The organism is Collinsella sp. AM10-26 (genome assembly GCF_003472525.1).
GTDB lineage: Bacteria > Actinomycetota > Coriobacteriia > Coriobacteriales > Coriobacteriaceae > Collinsella.
On the sequence record NZ_QRMC01000004.1, the window covers coordinates 126,987 to 145,095 of the forward strand.

The 18,109-nt window shown below is 53.9% G+C and carries 12 protein-coding genes; 11 read left to right on the top strand and 1 reads right to left on the bottom strand.

Annotated elements, in window-relative coordinates; translation table 11 throughout:
• The first annotated feature begins 365 nt into the window (after nt 1-365).
• The 10 genes from DW123_RS04775 (at nt 366) to DW123_RS04825 (ending at nt 15,712) form a co-directional block, all read left to right on the top strand.
• Complete coding sequence (locus DW123_RS04775) at nt 366-5,009, top strand: ATP-binding protein (protein WP_147351593.1); 4,644 nt, start codon at nt 366-368, stop codon at nt 5,007-5,009.
• 656 nt (nt 5,010-5,665) lie between these two features.
• Nucleotides 5,666-5,962 carry a type II toxin-antitoxin system RelE/ParE family toxin gene (locus DW123_RS04780; RefSeq protein ID WP_118273406.1) on the top strand — a complete coding sequence of 99 codons (297 nt, stop codon included), beginning with the start codon at nt 5,666-5,668 and terminating at the stop codon, nt 5,960-5,962.
• A 43-nt stretch (nt 5,963-6,005) separates the two neighbouring features.
• On the top strand, nt 6,006-7,058 hold the full coding sequence (locus DW123_RS04785; RefSeq protein ID WP_118273407.1) for a helix-turn-helix domain-containing protein: 1,053 nt from the start codon (nt 6,006-6,008) through the stop codon (nt 7,056-7,058).
• A gap of 525 nt (nt 7,059-7,583) precedes the next feature.
• Complete coding sequence (locus DW123_RS04790) at nt 7,584-8,684, top strand: ATP/GTP-binding protein (protein ID WP_118273408.1); 1,101 nt, start codon at nt 7,584-7,586, stop codon at nt 8,682-8,684.
• 2 nt (nt 8,685-8,686) lie between these two features.
• Nucleotides 8,687-9,505 (top strand): hypothetical protein, encoded by an 819-nt coding sequence (locus tag DW123_RS04795; RefSeq protein WP_117735023.1) that lies wholly within the window; start codon nt 8,687-8,689, stop codon nt 9,503-9,505.
• A gap of 227 nt (nt 9,506-9,732) precedes the next feature.
• Complete coding sequence (locus DW123_RS04805; protein ID WP_199570186.1) at nt 9,733-10,170, top strand: DUF4956 domain-containing protein; 438 nt, start codon at nt 9,733-9,735, stop codon at nt 10,168-10,170.
• Nucleotides 10,171-10,417: 247 nt separating this feature from the next.
• Nucleotides 10,418-11,389 (top strand): LacI family DNA-binding transcriptional regulator, encoded by a 972-nt coding sequence (locus tag DW123_RS04810; protein ID WP_233540133.1) that lies wholly within the window; start codon nt 10,418-10,420, stop codon nt 11,387-11,389.
• 184 nt (nt 11,390-11,573) lie between these two features.
• Nucleotides 11,574-12,974: a PTS transporter subunit EIIC gene (locus DW123_RS04815; protein ID WP_117735025.1), complete on the top strand. Its 1,401-nt coding sequence runs from the start codon at nt 11,574-11,576 to the stop codon at nt 12,972-12,974.
• Between the two features lie 107 nt (nt 12,975-13,081).
• Nucleotides 13,082-14,623, top strand: coding sequence for a glycoside hydrolase family 32 protein (locus DW123_RS04820; RefSeq protein WP_118273410.1), 1,542 nt, complete (start codon nt 13,082-13,084; stop codon nt 14,621-14,623).
• A gap of 96 nt (nt 14,624-14,719) precedes the next feature.
• Nucleotides 14,720-15,712: a PLP-dependent transferase gene (locus tag DW123_RS04825; protein WP_158570732.1), complete on the top strand. Its 993-nt coding sequence runs from the start codon at nt 14,720-14,722 to the stop codon at nt 15,710-15,712.
• Between the two features lie 101 nt (nt 15,713-15,813).
• Here DW123_RS04825 and DW123_RS04830 read toward each other — a convergent pair whose 3' ends face one another.
• Nucleotides 15,814-16,158, bottom strand: a complete 345-nt coding sequence (locus tag DW123_RS04830; RefSeq protein WP_118273412.1) for a winged helix-turn-helix domain-containing protein — start codon at nt 16,156-16,158, stop codon at nt 15,814-15,816.
• 193 nt (nt 16,159-16,351) lie between these two features.
• Between DW123_RS04830 and DW123_RS04835 the strand changes: the two genes are divergently transcribed.
• Nucleotides 16,352-17,863, top strand: coding sequence for an IMP dehydrogenase (locus tag DW123_RS04835; RefSeq protein WP_118237491.1), 1,512 nt, complete (start codon nt 16,352-16,354; stop codon nt 17,861-17,863).
• Nucleotides 17,864-18,109: the final 246 nt, after the last annotated feature.

An 18,109-nucleotide genomic window follows, 5' to 3' on the forward strand; every position in this document is an offset into this window, starting at 1 on the left:
GGACCCTGGTACTAGAGTCAACCTGCGGTATTGACGCAGTCAGCCTTCGGCCTTGCGTCTTGCGAAGAGGCGGCTATTCTTCTGGATGGCCGCCTCTCTTCATTTACAACCAGTTAAGTTTGACAAACCTTTCTTGGGTATCGACGATCAAGTTCATCTTCTGGAATTTCGCGGTTTGGGTGTCGATGCAGATACTGGTCCCACTCTGATGTTCAAAGTCAATTACTTGATTCTCAGATGGTGTCCTGTTCGATTGAGGTTGAGAACGTCTGCACAAAGCAAGAAAAACGAAACGGGCGCCTTGCTAGTATTATTGATGCATGTAGAAGGCGTCACTTTCCCGTACGTGCGCGGAGGTCTTAGAGTTGGTTCTTGCAGACTGGAATGTATTTGCTTGCAAGTTTAGCGGCAATGAGCAGGCTGCTTTTGAGCAGCTTTGCTACCTGCTGTTTTGTAAAGAACATGGGTGCGAGATGGGCATATCTCGTTACATCAATAATCCTGGGATCGAAACTGACCCAATTGCGGTTAATGACGAGGTAATTGGGTGGCAGGCAAAGTACTATCAAGTATCTCTTTCGCAAAAGAGGCGCGAACTAATTGCCGCCGTGGATGAAGCCCATAAGTGTTATCCAGAAATTACGCGTCTTATTTTCTATTGCAATAGGGATTTTGGGGCAGGGAATATAAGCTCGGACGGCGTTCAGGACCCTGTGGCTAAGACAGAAACCGAAGACCATGCCGCTCGCCTTGGAATAAAAATAGACTGGTTTCTTGCATCCGCCTTTGAATCTTCGTTTGTGTTGCTTGAGAACGAAGCAATAGCACGGCACTTTTTCTCGAGCAATCTGCATGATGCCTTTGGCTTGGGGTTGCGTCTTGTTGATCAGGGCAAGCGCTACTTTAAGCACATCGATACTTCAGTTTTCATTAAAGATGATGAATTTAAGATTGACCGAAGTGACCTGCTCGAGCAGATTCGCGGGGGATTTCGTAAGGGGAACAGCGTTGTATTGCTTGTGGGTGACTCGGGCGTTGGCAAGACCGCGGTCGCCAAAGACTACCTGTCCTCGCTCCCCAGTGATTCGATTGTTGTTGTGGTGGACTGTCATGACGCTGACGCTTGGAGGAGCGAGGAAGACCTGATTGGCGGCTGGCGCGGGCTTGGGCTAAGCGATGCTCAACGTGCCTTTCAATCAACGGACAAGCGCTATCTGCTGGTTGATTCTGCCGAGTACTTGTTCGAATCGCAGAACCGTTCCTTACCAGCCGCTTTATTTGGTTTTGCGCACGATGGAAACTGGATGGTTCTCGTGACGGTTCGCTCTTCATGTAGAAGAGAAGTGGAAGAGCTCGTTCATGATGCGTTTGAGTCTGCTTATACAGTTGTTTCGGTTGGTGGCTTTAGCGAAGATCAGGCGCGCGACTATCTTATTCGTTTAGGTTATGCGGACAAGTATTCTTCAATCGCATCTGCCCCTCCGTTCAGAAAGCCCATTATCGCCAAAGTCCTCTCAAAGGTGAGGCCGGGGCAAATAACGTCAGAAGAAGCATTGAGAGATTTTGTCCTTAACGAGCTCTATCTCAAAGGTGATAGCGAAGCAGAATCTGCATTGAGAAAAGAGACGGTTTTCTGGATGGCGTCTCGTCGGCTTTCATATGCCAAGACGAGCTTTACACCCAACATGAAAGTGCTCGAACGGTTTCGAAAAGCCGGGTTTATCGTCAGTTTTGATATGCAGAGCGTGCGTTTCGCTCACGATTATTATGAAGAGCTTGCAATTGACGCGTTGCTTAATCATCTTTTTTCGATATCAGATTCAACTAGACGTTTTTTGACTGAGTTGAAGCCGGATTTTGTGACGAAGAAAATGCTGTCTAATTGGCTTGTTGAGAGCGGTGGCACAAGCCGTGGTGCGCTGGAATGCCTCGCCGAAGAAGTGATTGGCGACGAAGACGTATATCAGAAGTGGGGAGATTGCATCCATCGTTCGATGCTGCGGTCCGACCAAACGGTAGAGCTGCTATCGCAATTCTCCTTTGAACTTAAGGCGAATGGCTGGGCCTTTGCGAGCGATCTGGGAAAAACGTTGCGGCGCTCTTGTATGGATATCGATTACGAAGCTATGGAACGCATATCAAATAGTGGATTCGAAGGTAAGGTTCCCCTTCAGGAAAAACCATCTGACTACGGCTGGAGGGATTATATTGCTTTTCTATATAGCTATAGGGAAGAGATTCCTCTAGAGGCGTCTCTTGATCTCGTTAAAGTTCTAGATGTTTGGAGCAAAAGCAACCATACTGGAGAGACGGCGCGCCAAGCAGGTCTGATTGCGCTCGCGTTGTTAAAGAAGATTGAGCTTGAGAGCAATCCCTATCAATATAACGGTGCAGAAGAAACATGCGTTTCGGTTGTTCTTGTAACGGCGAGAGAGCTGTGCCAAGAATTGGCAGCCTATTGTGCGCAGGAGAGGGATTGGGATGATTGCAGGGAATGTAACCGCCCCTTATTCCAAGGCTTGATTAAGGATTCTCTATCGACATGGTATGTTGCACACGCTATTCCAAGTGAGTACTCGGAGTTCTTATTTAATGCTTGGACAATCAAAGGCGATCATAAACACGAATTCTTTGAAATGCCTTTTGATCACGATAATGATTTCGCGCTTCATGCACGTGGAAAATCGTACTATCCGGCAAGTGCTATGCAGACTCCTGTGTATGCCCTATTTAGGGCTGATTGGAAAATTGCATTGCGGTTGGTCTGCAGAATTGCCGACCATGTTGCTGACGCTCTATTGCACTCGAATTTAGCTGATGAATGTTTTGAAACGAGCATGCGGTTGGGCGAGATAGACAGAAACTATATTTTTAGCGACAGATTGTGGACGGCGCATTTAAATGGCTGCGGTTCTGATTTGTATTCGTCAATCATGATGGCGTTTGAGCGATGGTTACTTGAGTTTTCAGATGCGGTTACTTCCGAGCAGCTTGAATACGTGTGTTTTACAGCTTTGAAGGCATCACGTTCTTGTTCGGTTGTATCCGTGGTCGTTTCGGCCGTGTTGAATGCACCGATAAAATGCCCCGACGTGCTTTGCGCGCTACTTTCGTGTCAAGCTGTGCCCGTGTTGGATAGGGAAAGGTGGAGTGGTGGGCAACTTAAACCGGCGGTGCCTCTCTATGCGAGTTACTATCTGCATAATCAAGATAGAGAGGCCGTCTCGAAGTACCGAATTAGCGAAAAGATGATATCAAGCGCTGCACTACTTATGCAGCTCGACAACAGTCTCCTTCTGCTGGATGGGAAGACCATTGCTGCCGATCGTATCCATTCGATTATTGATGACGCTACGGGTTCTTTGGATGATGAAGATGCGCTTACTAGTTGGGCGTACCAGCAAATGGACTCACGCCGCCTTAAGGTTGTTGGACATTCGGATGACCCTAATCAGCCTGGAATAGAATTGGAGATTAATCCAGACAAGGATTTGGCAGAAAAGCTAGAACAGCATAAAGCAATGCTGGAAGATGCGAATCCGAGTCAATCTCTTGCTTTTTATACGTGGGCGCATAATGGGTGGGAAAAGGGCGCTCAGTTTGACGATGACTTCGATTCAATCAGCGCTGCATTGGCTCATGCTAAGAAACTGATAGATGGTGACGGTGCGGCCTTGTTTCTCCGCGATGCGTGTGAATACACAGTTGCAATTGCTCTTCGAGACTATTTGGATGGACTTTCGGAATCCGAGCTTGAATGGTGCTACGAATATGTCTCGAAATGCCTGGATGCTGCAAATGCGTATCCCCTTTATCGAGAATCTTCTCTTGAGGCACTTGTCAAAGCTTGCGTTTTGTCTGCGGCTCGGGGAGTGGGCGAATTTCCGATTCTTGTTGCAAGGCTGGTCGTTGGTCCGGATAGGGATTTGCACTCGACTTTAATAGAGGCTATAGGAGCCTATTATTCAGGGAATGTCCGTGCAATCGAGGCCTTTCTAGTTGGGTATCTTATAGCTGGTAAATTCTGGGATAAGAATCGGAAGGACGCTTTGCGGGTTTCCGCTCCAGAGCGTCGACTGAGTAACGATAAACCGATGGAATTACTCCTTGAAGAATATCCGCGATTGCCGGAACGAATCATCGCCATGGATCTTGGTGTCTCTAATTTGGAAAACTACGTTGTCTATAATCCGAAACACCTCGCGACGTGTTTCGTCTTGGTGGCAGCTTGCAGCGACGACGGGTGCGATCCATTTGCTATAGAAGACTATATAAAGGCGACTTCATCTGGGCTGATGGTCCACCGAGACGCCACATGGATTTTTGATTTTCAGGTTCGCTTTGTGCGACATGTTGCGATGTGGTTCATTGAGACAAAGCCAAGTTGCTTTCGTCGTATTCTTGCCGAGATTGCTCCGCTGTTGCTTCAACAATATGTGGGTGGGCGTTTTCTGTCTGAATTACTCTATGCCCGACTTCGGGGGAGGCTGGACGACTCGCTATTCTTCGCGTATTGGAGCGAGACTTATGAAGCGTGTTTTTCGGTCAATGTTTCATTCGATAACAGAAGCAATCCCGACGATTTGCTAGAAGCGTTGCTTTTTGCAGATCCGTCTTGGTCCCATAACGAGTTTGAGTCATTTTTGGGCTACGACCGGTGGGATGGCTTCTTCTCCAAGGTCTCACGGCAACAAAAAGGGACTGCGGCTCTGACTTCGTTCGCATATCTGCTGCATGAGGTTGTACCCGAGCGCTTGGAAAAGGGCCTCCACTGGTTCGCGATGGTTATCCGCAACGGGGTTAGCCTTTCTTCTTCGCGACTCGATTCAAATATGCAATATTATCTCGAGGAAATTTGTGCTCGTGCCGCTGAAGAGCTGGGGTCAAGGATGGCTCGGCGGGGAGTGCTGAGAGGCGATCTGCGCGTCGTCCTCGACTTCCTTATCGATCAATTCGATTCGTCGCGCGCGTATCGTTTGCGAGATTTGATAGAGGGCTGCGGCGCGTGACGGCTTCATTGGGTAAATTTAACGACATTGGTACGACATTGGCAGGATGCACTCTGTGTGGCGATATGATGCACGGGGAGCTCGATACTTCAACGCTGGGGGCCGTTACAGTCTGAAATGGGCCATCGATAAAATTCGATGGCGAGCATTCGGTGCATTGCCTACGATACGGGCAAGACCCGAGGGGCCGCTGATCGGGCGCCTCCGGATGGTCGTCTGCCCCGTAGAGGGCCTGGGGGGTGTTGCCATCGGGGGAGCTCGCCGCTCCAGACGACTGTTAATCGATGCAGTTTTAACTTTCAATGTTCGTTCTAGAAACGTTGGGTTTATAACGAATTCCTAAAGTGCGGGGAAAATCGAAACTCGCCGAGCACGTTCTGGTTTTTTTCAGCTAAACCGCAGATCGCGGATACTCAAATTCCAAGTTTGGTCGTCAGGTATCTAGTTTTACCCGCGCTTCCGAAATTGCCCGTCGAGAGTGTACGACATAATTTGGAACCCCTGAGCACAACGCCCTTTCTCGCAAAAGAGTCGCGGGGAGAGTTGCTATGGCATTCCAGTGTGATTGGCCTGCTTTTCCTGCCGATATTGTTCTTGTCCTATATAGCTGCTATAGTAGTTTTACCGCAGAGGTAAAACTACTATAGGAGGTGGTCATGCAGGTCAATTACAGGAACCGACAAATCGAGAAGATCTGTACGAACGCCTCCGACGCTATTAAGAAGTACGGTAATCTAACTGCGGGTCTTATTCATCAACGCGTCGACGAGATCGGTGCCGCTGATTCCGTTGAAACACTCGTCCAGTATGGAATCGGGCGATGCCACCAGCTCGTTGGTGACCGTAAAGGGCAATTTGCAATGGACTTGGTACATCCTCTGCGATTGGTATTTGAAGTCATTAGGGATGAGATTCAGATAGCGGAAATTCAAGAAATCGTTGACTACCACTAGCAAGAGGTTTGTAAATAGGAGAATGCTTAAGAGGTGAGAGGTCATGGCAAGGAGCAAGACTTATATCGCAACACCACCAGGGGCTACCATAAAGGAGCAGCTTGAGTATCGCGGTATGAGCCAGCGCGAGTTTGCTAGGCGCATGGATTACTCCGAGAAGTTCATAAGCCAGCTTATAAATGGGCAAGTTGAACTTACTCCAAATACTGCACATAGGCTCGAGATGGTGCTGGGCGTTCCCTCGGCATTTTGGATGAATCTTGAGGCGCGTTATCGTGAGAAGTTGCTGCAGGTCGAGGACGAAAATTCTATCGAAGAGGATAAGCAGATAGCCAGGAAGTTTCCTTATGCACAAATGGCCAAACTGGGATGGGTCGAGCCGACGCGCTCCGTGGCTGTTAAAGTGGTCGAGCTTAGAAAATTCTTTGAGGTTGTTAGACTTACGCTGCTGAATGAAGACCGACTTGCTCCGGGAATCGCTTATCGTCGCCAGAAGGAAACCGCTGAATCCGAATATGCACTTTTGGCTTGGGCCCAGAAGGCCAAGATCGATGCGCGAGGTATAACGACCGGTAAGATCAATGTTGGTAAGCTTGAGGAGTGTATTCCCAAACTCAGAGAGCTTACGTCTATGGATCCTGCAGATTTTCAGCCGCTTCTTGTGTCTTTGTTGGCTGAATGTGGGGTCGCGACGGTCTTTTTGCCTCATCTTGAGCACACGTTTCTCAATGGTGCGACGTTCTATGACGGATCAAAGATTGTGCTCGCGCTTACGCTGCGCGGGGCCGATGCCGATAAGTTCTGGTTCAGTCTTTTCCATGAATTGGCGCATGTTATTAAAGGGCACATTGGACGAACTACTGGGACTACCGAAGAGGAGGAACGCACAGCGGATGCTTTCGCGCGCGATACCTTGATTCCACCAGAGGCATATGTTCAGCTCGTTGCTGGAAGCAAGACGTGTAGTTCCGTTGCGTCTTTTGCCGATGAGGTAGGAATTGCCCCAGGAATTGTTGTGGGTCGTTTGCAAAAAGATGGGTATCTGCCATATAGCCAGTTGAATAGCCTCAAGGTCAGGTATCAGTTCGCAGAATAGAGGGCTCATCTCCGGGATTCCTGGGCTTTCTATCGAGGTTTATCGTGAATGCGGGTGAAGAGCCGGTGGTGCGCAGTCGTGCTCGCTGGAAGTTACGGTAAGATGTTCTCAGTGATACAGTCGTCGTGCACTCTACGTGAGGCGATGACCAAGAAGGGTCGTTGTTCGGTTTTCCGGCAACGGCCCTTTGATGTTTCCGCGACAACTGGATATTGTCGTGGATGCCGTCTTTGTTGATAGAACCCTGATGCGAAGTCATCATTTCGGAAGTGCTGGGAAAAAAACAGAAACCTCCGAGCACAACCCGATTTTTTGCAACAAAACCGCAGGTAGAAGCTTTGTCACTATCCAGTGTGGTCGAAATGTCTGGAATTTGCCGCATACTTCTGGTTTGAGCGGCCCTCGCGGTAGGTTTTCATGGTTCGGATTGGCTTTGGTTACATGACGTTTCCCGTAGTGACGTAATTGATGCAGGTCTCCTATCTCTTGCCGTAATATAATTACGGCAAGAGATAGGAGACTCTCATGCTTAAGCGTTTTACTGTTGATGGCTATAGGAATTTTTCGACTCCGGTTTCATTTAATTTCGCAGCTTCTCGTGATTACCAGTTTGCAGAAAATAACGTTAAAAACGGAACCGTGAAAACTGCACTTTTGATCGGCAGAAATGCGTCTGGTAAATCGAATTTCGGTTCAGCTTTATTCGACATTACACTCGGCTTTCCAAAGGCATTCGATTATTCTGACCAGGATGATCGTCTGTTTTTGAATGCTGACTGCGGGCGAGGTACGGCACAGTTCACCTATGTCTTTGAATTTGACGGTCGCGAAATCAATTACTGCTATGAGAAGACTTCTCCGACTACTTGGCTTCACGAGACCCTATTGATTGATGGGGAACGAATTTTCGAATTCAATAATGCAAGCGGCGTTTTCGAAGAGAACCATCTTGAACGAATCGGTGCTGCTGGGATCAATTTTGAATTCTCCGATACCTCGTTGAGCCTTCTTTCATACATAACGAGCAGTCTTCCAACTAATGTTTTAGGCGTCTTGGCGGAGTTGCGCCGATTTGTCTCGCGCATGAGACTGATTCGCATGGACAGTTTTCGATTGAAAGGGTTTGAAACAAGAAAGGTAATCGACAAGATCATACGCGAGAACAAGGTCGCGGAATTCGAGTCATTTATTCGCAATTTTGGAGTCGATGAGTCCCTGATCGTTATTAAAGAGTCCGACGGCTTACCTGTTCTGTATTTCAATCATCCCATGCGATGCATCCCGTTTGTCGAGGCATGTTCTAGCGGTACAAGAACTCTGGTTAAGTTGTTCTCTGAGCTTGAGCTTAACGAGTCGGCCAGCTTTTTGTTCATAGATGAGTTTGACGCTTTTTGTCACTTTGAGATGGCAGAGAGCCTTTTGAAGCTCTTTGCTTCAAAGGCATCGTGTCAGATACTGTGCTCGACCCACAATACCTCGCTTGTTAAGAATGGCGTAATGAGGCCTGACTGCGTTTATCAAATCTCTGCAAAAGGGGGCATTCGAACTTTGGCCGATTCCACCGATCGCGAGTTGAGGCTTGGCAACAACATCGAGAAGCTCCTCCGTGCCGGAGAGTTTGACTAGTCATGAACAATGCGTCCGTAAAGAACGTCCTGCTCATTGTCGAAGGTGCTAAACGCGAGCCTCAGCTGATGGAGCGCATGTTTGATTCTTTTAGCCTCGCAGATGATCATCAAATTGTTCCTGTCGAGATTAATGTTCACGACTTTCTAGACAAGCTCTTTCAAGAATGCGGTTGCGATTTCGAGTCCATTGATCTTAAATCCTTTGTCGCAGAGCTTCTTTCGGATAAAGATGATGCGGCCCAGCTTCTCGAATCCAGTTTTACAGACACCTTGCTTATATTTGACTTAGATCCTCAGGACAATCGGCTCGATTTTAAGCGGCTTGAGCTAATGCAAGACTATTACTGCGACAGCACTGATATGGGTCAGCTATATCTAAGCTATCCATCGGTTGAAGCATATCGTGATTTTGATCCCTCGAAGTTTTTCTCTCTGGATGATGCCCTTGTTCCTTCAGATGTGATTTTTGGCCAGCGATCTTACAAGGACTGGGTTGCCAGGAGGGGAGATTCGCTTGCGGATATTGGGCGTATTGATGGCTATACATTTGCTTGCATTATTGCCGTTCATGCCCTGAGGTCGCTATGGTTAACTAATGAACAGGCGACGCAAAATGCAAACGAGTGTATGGCTGACTTAGCTGCGACAGTGGCGGACATCAATCATTCTGAACTTTTGCTCAACGAGATTGATCGTCTGAACAATGATTCATTTTGCGCATGCTGCACTTGTCTATTCTTTATTTCGAATTGGCCTAAGCGACTTAACGACGTTTTGAATAAGGCGATTAAGAGGGGTTTGGGTATTCGTTTGTTCTAAATCTATAACGGCAGCGACAAGGTGATTAAGCTCGAGCGCAAAAAGAAGTACGGCAGCTGGATCTACAAGGAGGACGCGCCACTTACACGCGGTGAGTTTGAGCAGATTCTGGCTGGCGACTACGACTTTTTGCTGAGGAGCCCCTATCCGCTCTGTCGCGAGTTCTACATCGAGTGCATCTACAACATGATGCGCCCGTGGGCCATCGTGGACTATGAGCGTGAGCCGTGGGTGATGGACGAAGGTACCGTGCTCTGTCTATTGTCCGCTACCGCACGGCGGTCAAGGACCCGCTCGACCTGCTGTATCTGTTTTGGGCCATTACCACGGGCATTACGGCGGGTGCCGGCATGTATGCGCTCGTGGGGCTCACGGCGGTGGTGATTGTGGTGATGATTGCCGGCTTTGCGAGCCACCAGGACAAGGCGCGCGTGTACATGATGGTCATCCACTACACGGGCCAGACCGCCGGCGACGACATTGTGCGCGCCTTTGGCCGCACCAAGTTCACCGTCAAGTCCAAGACCATGCGCGGTGACAAGGTCGAGATGGCCGTCGAGGTGTTCTCGGACGGCGTTGATATGCCCTATGCCGACGCCATCCGCGCGCTCGACGGCGTGGAAGACCTGACGCTCATCCAGTACAACGGCGAGTACCACGGCTAACTATTTCCGGCGTTCTACCGAACGCCGGACCGGTCGACGCTGCGCGAACATCTGCCGGGCGATCTGCCGCTCAAACCGTCGCTCGCGTACATAAAGTACGCTTCGCTCCTCTTTCGCGGCACCTCGCCACGGCAGCTGCCCGCTCGCTGACGTTTGCTCGACCTGAGTGGGCCGATTTGGTTCGCATGCCGTCTTCACGGGTATCATGGTGAAAGCGATTTCAACGACAGGGGTACTCGTGGTAAAGATGAAAGATGTGGCCGAGCTGGCCGACGTTTCGAGCGCCGCCGTCTCGCGCTACCTCAACGGTGGCTACATATCGACGGACAAGGCCGAGCGCATTAAGCAGGCGATTGAGCTGACCGGATACGTGCGGTCCAGCCAGGCTCGCGCGCTGCGCACCGGTTCCACCAAGCTCATCGGCGTCATCGTACCTAAGATTAACTCGGAATCCGTGAGCCGCATTACCGCCGGCATTGGCCAGGTGCTCGGTCGCCGTGGCTACCAGATGCTGCTTGCCAATACCGACAACGCTGCCGATCGCGAGCTCGAATACCTCGATTTATTCCAAAACCACCCGGTCGATGGCATTGTGCTGGTGGCAACCATGATTACCGACGAGCATCGCCGGGCGATTGAGTCGTGCCGCGTGCCCATCGTGCTGATCGGTCAGAATGTTGAGGGCGCGGCGTGCGTCTATCACGACGATTACGAGGCCGCCTTTGAGCTGGGTCATGCGCTTGCGGGTCGCGTGGATGGCAAGATTGCCTACATTGGAGTTACCGAGGAGGACCGCGCTGCTGGCTATGACCGCCGTCGCGGTTTTGAGACCGGCTTGCGCGCCGCGGGCGTGGCGCTTGATCCGAGCCTGATTCGCCAGGGGTCTTTTACGCTCGACTCGGGCTATGGTGCGGCGCGTGAACTGCTTTCCGTCGCTCCCGATGTTTCGTTTATCGCCTGCGCGACCGACACCATGGCGGCGGGTGCGCTGCGTGCCATCGATGAGGTTCGCGGCGTGGGCGAGGGCATGCACCGCGTAAGCGGTTTTGGTGACAACGCGTTTTTGCGCGCGCTGACGGGCGGCATTCCCACCGTGCACTATGGCTACCTGACCAGTGGCGTCGAGGCGACCAATATGTTGCTCAACACGCTCGATGGCGTGGAGGGGGAGAGCGGTCTCAAGACGCTCAAGCTCGGCCATCAGCTTATGAATGTCTAGGTTTTGGGCACGTCTGTCTGCCTCTGAGTCGCCTGTTTTTGCCTTAAAACTACCTTTCGCCGGCTTTTTCCTACCGTTCACCCTATTATGAAAACGATTACAGAATTATGAAACTGAAAACGATTACAGTATAAGTGTCAAAGATGGCCGGGTGCGAATGCACCCGTTGGAGGAAAGGGAAGTCATGGACTACCGCAAATCAGCCCAAGAGGTGCTCGACAACGTCGGTGGCGCCGACAACGTTGTTTCGGCCGCGCACTGCGCTACGCGTCTTCGCCTGGTGATCGCCGATAACGCCAAGGTTAACAAGGGGGCCATCGAGAACGTCGACGGCGCCAAGGGCGTCTTTGAGGCTCAGGGCCAGCTTCAGATTATTTTTGGCACCGGCACTGTCAACAAGGTCTACGAGGAGTTCATCGCGCTTAGTGGCGTCGAGGCTGCCACCAAGGCCGAGGTCAAGGAGGCCGCGGCGCAGCAGCAGAACATCTTTATGCGCGCCATTAAGGTACTCGGCGATGTCTTTGTCCCCATCATCCCCGCCATCGTGGCTTCGGGCCTGCTGCTGGGCATTATGAGCGCCCTCAACTTTATGGCCTCCAACGGCTTTATCGCGCTCGACACCAATAACTTTATCTACAAGATCGCCGACCTGGTCTCGGGAACGTCCTTCGGCATTCTGCAGATCCTGATCGGCTACTCCGCCGCCAAGGCCTTTGGCGCCAACCCGTACCTGGGTGCCGTCGTCGGCGGTGCGTTCATCAACTCCTCGCTGCAGAGCGCTTACACGGTTGCCTCCGAGGGCGTGCAGACCATGGTCACCGTCATCCCCGGCGTGTACAGCTTTGAGTGGGTCGGCTATCAGGGCCATGTGATTCCCATCGTTATCGCCTGCGCCATTCTCGCCTTCCTCGAGAAGCGTCTCCACAAGGTTGTCCCCGAGATGTTCGACCTCTTTGTGACCCCGCTTGTCTCGGTGTTCGTGACCGTGCTCGTGACGCTCGTTGCCGTCGGCCCCATCTTTGTTTGGGCCGAGAACGCCATCCTCGGTCTGATCCAGACCCTGCTGACCCTGCCCTTCGGCATCGGTTCCTTTATCGTCGGCCTGTTCTATGCCCCCACGGTCGTTACCGGTATCCACCAGATGTACACCGCCATCGACCTGGGCCAGCTCGCCCAGTACGGCGTGACCTACTGGCTGCCCATCGCTAGCGCTGCCAATATCGCCCAGGGTGGCGCCGCGCTTGCCGTTGCCTTTAAGACCCGCGATGCCAAGATCAAGGGCCTGGCGCTTCCTTCGGCTCTGTCCGCCTTTATGGGCATTACCGAGCCTGCCATCTTTGGTGTGAACCTGCGCTTCTTTAAGCCCTTCATCGCCGGCTGCATCGGCGCCGGCTGCGGTGCCCTGGTTTGCGCGCTCACCTCGCTGGCTGCCTCCGGCACGGGCGTTACCGGTATCTTCGGTATCCTGCTGTGCCTGGCCCAGCCCGTGCAGTACGCGATAATGTTTGCGGTCGCCGCGCTGGTTTCCTTTGGCGTCTCGTTTGTCCTGTACAAGGACGAGCCCAAGGCTTCCGAGCAGGCCTAAGGGCTTTTGATTGAGGGGGTGCCCGCGGGTTGTATGCTCGCGGGCGTTTCCCGTATCTGGTGCCGATATCTGGTGCCTAGTAACTTTCGATCCGTTAGGACTTTGATATGTCTAATGCACTTGGTCGCGACCTTGCAAAGCTGGTTGCCGCTGTTGACGCTGCCGCCTCTGAGTGCGGTCATGGCGCGTATGGCCAGCACTTCCATATTATGCCGCCGGCGGGTTGGCTCAATGACCCCAACGGTCTTTGCCAAGCGGGCGGCGTGTTCCACGCTTATTTTCAATATGCGCCGTTTGATGTCGAGGGTGGCGTTAAGGTCTGGGGTCATGTGACGAGCCGCGACCTTATGACGTGGGACTACGTTGGCGCCCCGCTGCTGCCCGACGAGCCGTTCGATTGCCATGGCGTGTATTCGGGCTCCGCGCTTGCTGAGGACGGCCGCATTCGCGTGCTGTACACGGGCAACGTTAAGCTTTCCGATGTAGACGGCACGTACGACTACGTCAATACCGGTCGACGAGCCGATACTGTTTATGTCGAGAGCATTGATGGTCTTGCCGGTCGGGAGTTCAGCCAAAAGCGCGTGGTGCTGGCGTCCGATGATTATCCCGAGGATTTGACCTGCCACGTGCGCGATCCCAAGGTGTGGCGTGACGCGGACGGGCGTTATTACATGGTGCTGGGCGCGCGTCGTCGCGTGGATGGGCCGCATGTCGAGAGCCGGTTTTGTGCGATGCACGGCGAGGGTGCCGGGCGCGATGTGGGTGAGATCCTGGTGTATGGCTCGTCGGACATGATGAGCTGGGAGCTCGAGAGCCGTGTGTCAACGTCCGAGCGCTTTGGCTTTATGTGGGAGTGCCCGGGGTATCTGGAGCTTGAGGCGGATGGTGGTGTGCCGGCGAAGTGGCTATCCTTCTCTCCCCAGGGGCTCGAGGGCGGTCGTTGGGACCGTGGCAACGTGTACGCCGCTGGATACATGCCTGTAACAGGCGACATTACCGGTGGTGACGGTGCCTATGAGCTGGGCGAGTTCCGCCTGTGGGATGCCGGGTTTGACTTCTATGCTCCGCAGGAGTTCACGACCGAGGACGGTCGCCACATTCTGATCGGCTGGATGGGCATGCCCGACGAGCCGACCTATGGCAACGACCCCACCGTGTCGTGCGGCTGGCAGCACTGCATGACGGTGCCGCGTGAGCTTACAGCCGGTGCCGGCGGCGTGGTGCTGCAGCAGCCGGCGCGCGAGATCGAGCGCCATTATGCCTCGGTGCGTGTGGGGGAGGGCTCGTTGGAGGTTGCCGGCGATACCTGCTTTGACGTTGTTGTCGACGGTGTCGACGACGCGTTTACCGCGACTGTTGATGGCGAGCTGAAGCTGGCGTTTGTGCCCGCCGAGGACGAACTGCCCGCGCGCTTTGAGATGCGATTTACCGATGAAGGCCGCGCTTCTGCCGGCTGCGGTCGTACCGTGCGCTGGGAGCCCGTCGACGAGGTTCGTAACGTGCGCATTATTGGCGATGTCTCCTCGGTCGAGGTGTTTGTGAACGATGGCGCGCTCGTGTTTTCGACGCGCATCTATCCCGAGGCCTATGGCGTGTCCGTTGACGCCCCGGGTGCGAACGTAAACTACCATACGCTCAGCATTTAGGCGAGTCGTCGCATATCGGCGCTATACTGCAGCCGTTGCCCACGATGCGGGGAACACCCGCATCGTGGGTTTTTGCTTATGAAGGGACGGTGCCGTATGGGTGTACAGCAGCTAGAAGAGGCCTGGGCTGCAAGGGCCGGCGCACGTGAGGCGCGGTTGCTTGCGGCCTCGCATGTGCCAGCAGCGTTGTCGCAATTGGGGATTGTGCGCCCCGGTGACCGCCTAGTTGCGTTTGCCGATGACTTTGTCGATGCGTTTGCGCACGGCTTTGATGCCCTCAACGTGGCTATGGTGGGGGAGCTGTCGGTTGCAGCGTTTGACGCCGCGTCCGCGGGCTTTGATGCTTCGTTTGATGCCGCGGGCCCGCATCTGTGGTGGTTCGTTAACTCCATTGGCGGGTTTGGCCTGCGCGTGCCCGATCTTCGTGCTCTGGGCCGCGCGGCTCGTGATGCCCGTGCACTCCTCGTGGTGGATAACACTGTGGCAAGCGTCTTTGGGTGCGATCCGCTGCGCTTGGGAGCCGTGCTGTCGCTCGAGGCCCTTGATCGTGTGTGTGCCGGTGGGGCTCCGCGCAAGCTTGTGGCGGCGTCGGTTGCGCGCTCGCAGCTCAAACGGCATCGTGTGGACACCGCTGCCGAGTGCGCGCATGCGTTGCTTACCGGCTGCGGTGCGCCTGTGCTTGATCTGAATGTTGATGAGGCCGACGTGCTGGAGCGCGGGCTCGAGACGCTCAACGCTCGCATGCAATCGCACTTTGACCGCGCCCGTGCGCTGGCAGAGTATTTGGCTGCGAACGAGATGGTGCGCAATGTGCGTTACCCCGGGCTGAGTTCGCATCCCGACCATGCGGTTGCAACGGGAATCCTGGAGCATGGCTTTGGACCGGCAGTTGAGTTTGACCTTATCGATCGCAGCGCGGGCGAGCTATTCGATGCCTTGCCCGGGGAGTTCCGTACGTCGCCCGCCGGCGGCGCCGCGACGCGCCTTTCGGCCCCACGCGGCAAGCAGGCAAGCACCATCCGCCTTTTCGCCGGCACCGACGATCCTCTGGCAGTAGCGGCCACCCTAGACCACGCCCTCCGCAAGTAGCTAATTTGGGACGGGGCTTTTTTAGCTACCCAATGTCAATTTTTGGCTATGAGTCAAGAATGCTCTGGATGGGTAGCTAAAAAAGCCCCGTCCCAAATTAGCTACTCTTTGATGCTGGCGATGAGGTCGTTGGCCTTGGTGGCGATCGCTTGGTTGATTTCTGCTTGCAGGCCCTCGTAGACCGCTACGGCTCGCTCGCCGGCGGGGGTGAGCGTGGATCCGCGGGCGCCGTCGCGCTCGATGAGCTTGCAACCCAGCTGTCCTTCGGCCTCATTTATGATGCGCCAGGCCTTGGAATACGCTATGCCCATGCTTTTGGCGGCGCGGTTGAGCGAGTGCTCGCGGGCAATACCCTGCAGCAGCAAGACGCAGCTGTGGCTGAACACGCCCGGCAGGTCTTTGTCGCACGATTGAATGACCAGTCGCGCCGTCGTCTTGTACTCCATGTGCCCCACGTCTTCCCGCTAAAGTGTTTGCTGGGCAAACGCAATGCCTGCGTCAAGCCCTCGTGTGCTCTTCTTAATTCATGCTTTGTAGCAGTCAAAGTGCGTTAAGATACTTCCCCAGTATTGGGCGCCCAAGGTTGGGCTGGGTCCTACGAGGCCTGCAGCCGACCGGTCGCATGGAAAAAGGAGAAACATGGCTACGTTCTTTCCCGGTGAGTCCCACACGTTTTCGGAGTATCTGCTGGTCCCTGGTTACTCGTCCTCGCAGTGCATCCCCAATAACGTCTCTCTTAAGACGCCGCTGACCCGCTTTAAGCGCGGTGAGAAGCCGGCTATCACCCTGAACATCCCCATGGTTTCCGCCATCATGCAGTCCGTCTCGGGCGTCGACATGGGTGTCGCGCTCGCTACCGAGGGTGGCCTGTCCTTCATTTACGGTTCCCAGACCCCCGAGTCCGAGGCCGCCATGGTCAAGGCCGTCAAGGATCACAAGGCCGGCTTTGTCCAGTCCGATTCCACGCTGACTCCCGACATGACTATGGAGCAGGTTATCGCCCTCAAGGAAAAGACCGGTCACTCCACTATGCCGGTTACCGACGATGGCACCCCCAAGGGCAAGCTCGTGGGTATCGTCACCAGCCGTGACTATCGCCCCAGCCGCGATGATCACCAAAAGAAGGTCTCCGAGTTCATGACCCCGCGTGAGCAGCTCATCGTGGGCGACAAGAACATCAGCCTCAAGGTTGCCAACGACGTCATCTGGGACAACAAGCTCAACGCTCTGCCCATCGTCGACGACAACGATCACCTCATGGGCATCGTCTTTCGCAAGGACTACGACAGCCACAAGACCAACCCCAACGAGCTGCTCGACGGCGATAAGCGCTACATGGTCGGCGCCGGTATCAACACCCGCGACTATGCCGAGCGCGTGCCGCTGCTTATCGAGGCCGGTGCCGATGTCCTGTGCATCGACTCCTCCGAGGGCTTCAGCGAGTGGCAGAAGCGTACCATCGAGTGGATTCGTGCCAACTACGGCGAGGACGTCAAGGTCGGTGCCGGCAACGTCGTCGACGCCGAAGGCTTCCGCTTCTTGGCCGACTGCGGTGCCGACTTCATCAAGGTCGGTATCGGCGGCGGCTCCATTTGCATCACCCGCGAGACCAAGGGTATCGGTCGTGGCCAGGCCACCGCGCTGATCGACGTCTGCCGCGCTCGCGACGAGTACTACGAGGAGACCGGCGTTTACGTGCCCGTGTGCTCTGACGGCGGTATCGTCTACGACTACCACATGACGCTCGCCCTTGCTATGGGTGCCGACTTTATGATGCTGGGCCGTTACTTCGCTCGCTTTGACGAGAGCCCGACCGAGCGCGTCAACGTCAACGGTCAGTACATGAAGGAGTACTGGGGCGAGGGTTCTGCGCGTGCCCGCAACTGGCAGCGCTACGACCTGGGCGGCGCCGCGAAGCTCAGCTTCGTCGAGGGCGTCGACTCCTACGTTCCCTACGCCGGCTCCCTCAAGGACGGCGTGGGCGGCACGCTCTACAAGGTCAAGTCCACGATGTGCAACTGCGGTGCCCTCTCGATCCCCGAGCTCCAGGAAAAGGCACGCCTGACTCTGGTGAGCTCGACCTCCATCGTCGAAGGCGGGGCCCACGACGTAGTCGTCAAGGATTCTCAGCAGAGCGTTTCCTATCGATAAGCGGCTTTCCCAAGCACCGCACCTTGCCGTTCAAACCGTTGCTCGCGTACCAAAGTACACGTCGCTCCTCTTTCACGGCAATCTGCGGCACTTGGAAAACCCGACCATGCTTGGGCGGATAACAAATAGCGGTTGATTCACAACCACGTTATTTAGATAAAGCGAGATGCCTGCAAGTCGCAGGCATCTCGCTTGTCGTATTTGTTATCATCAGTCAAGTTAACCTTAGGGTCGGGGGGGGCGTCG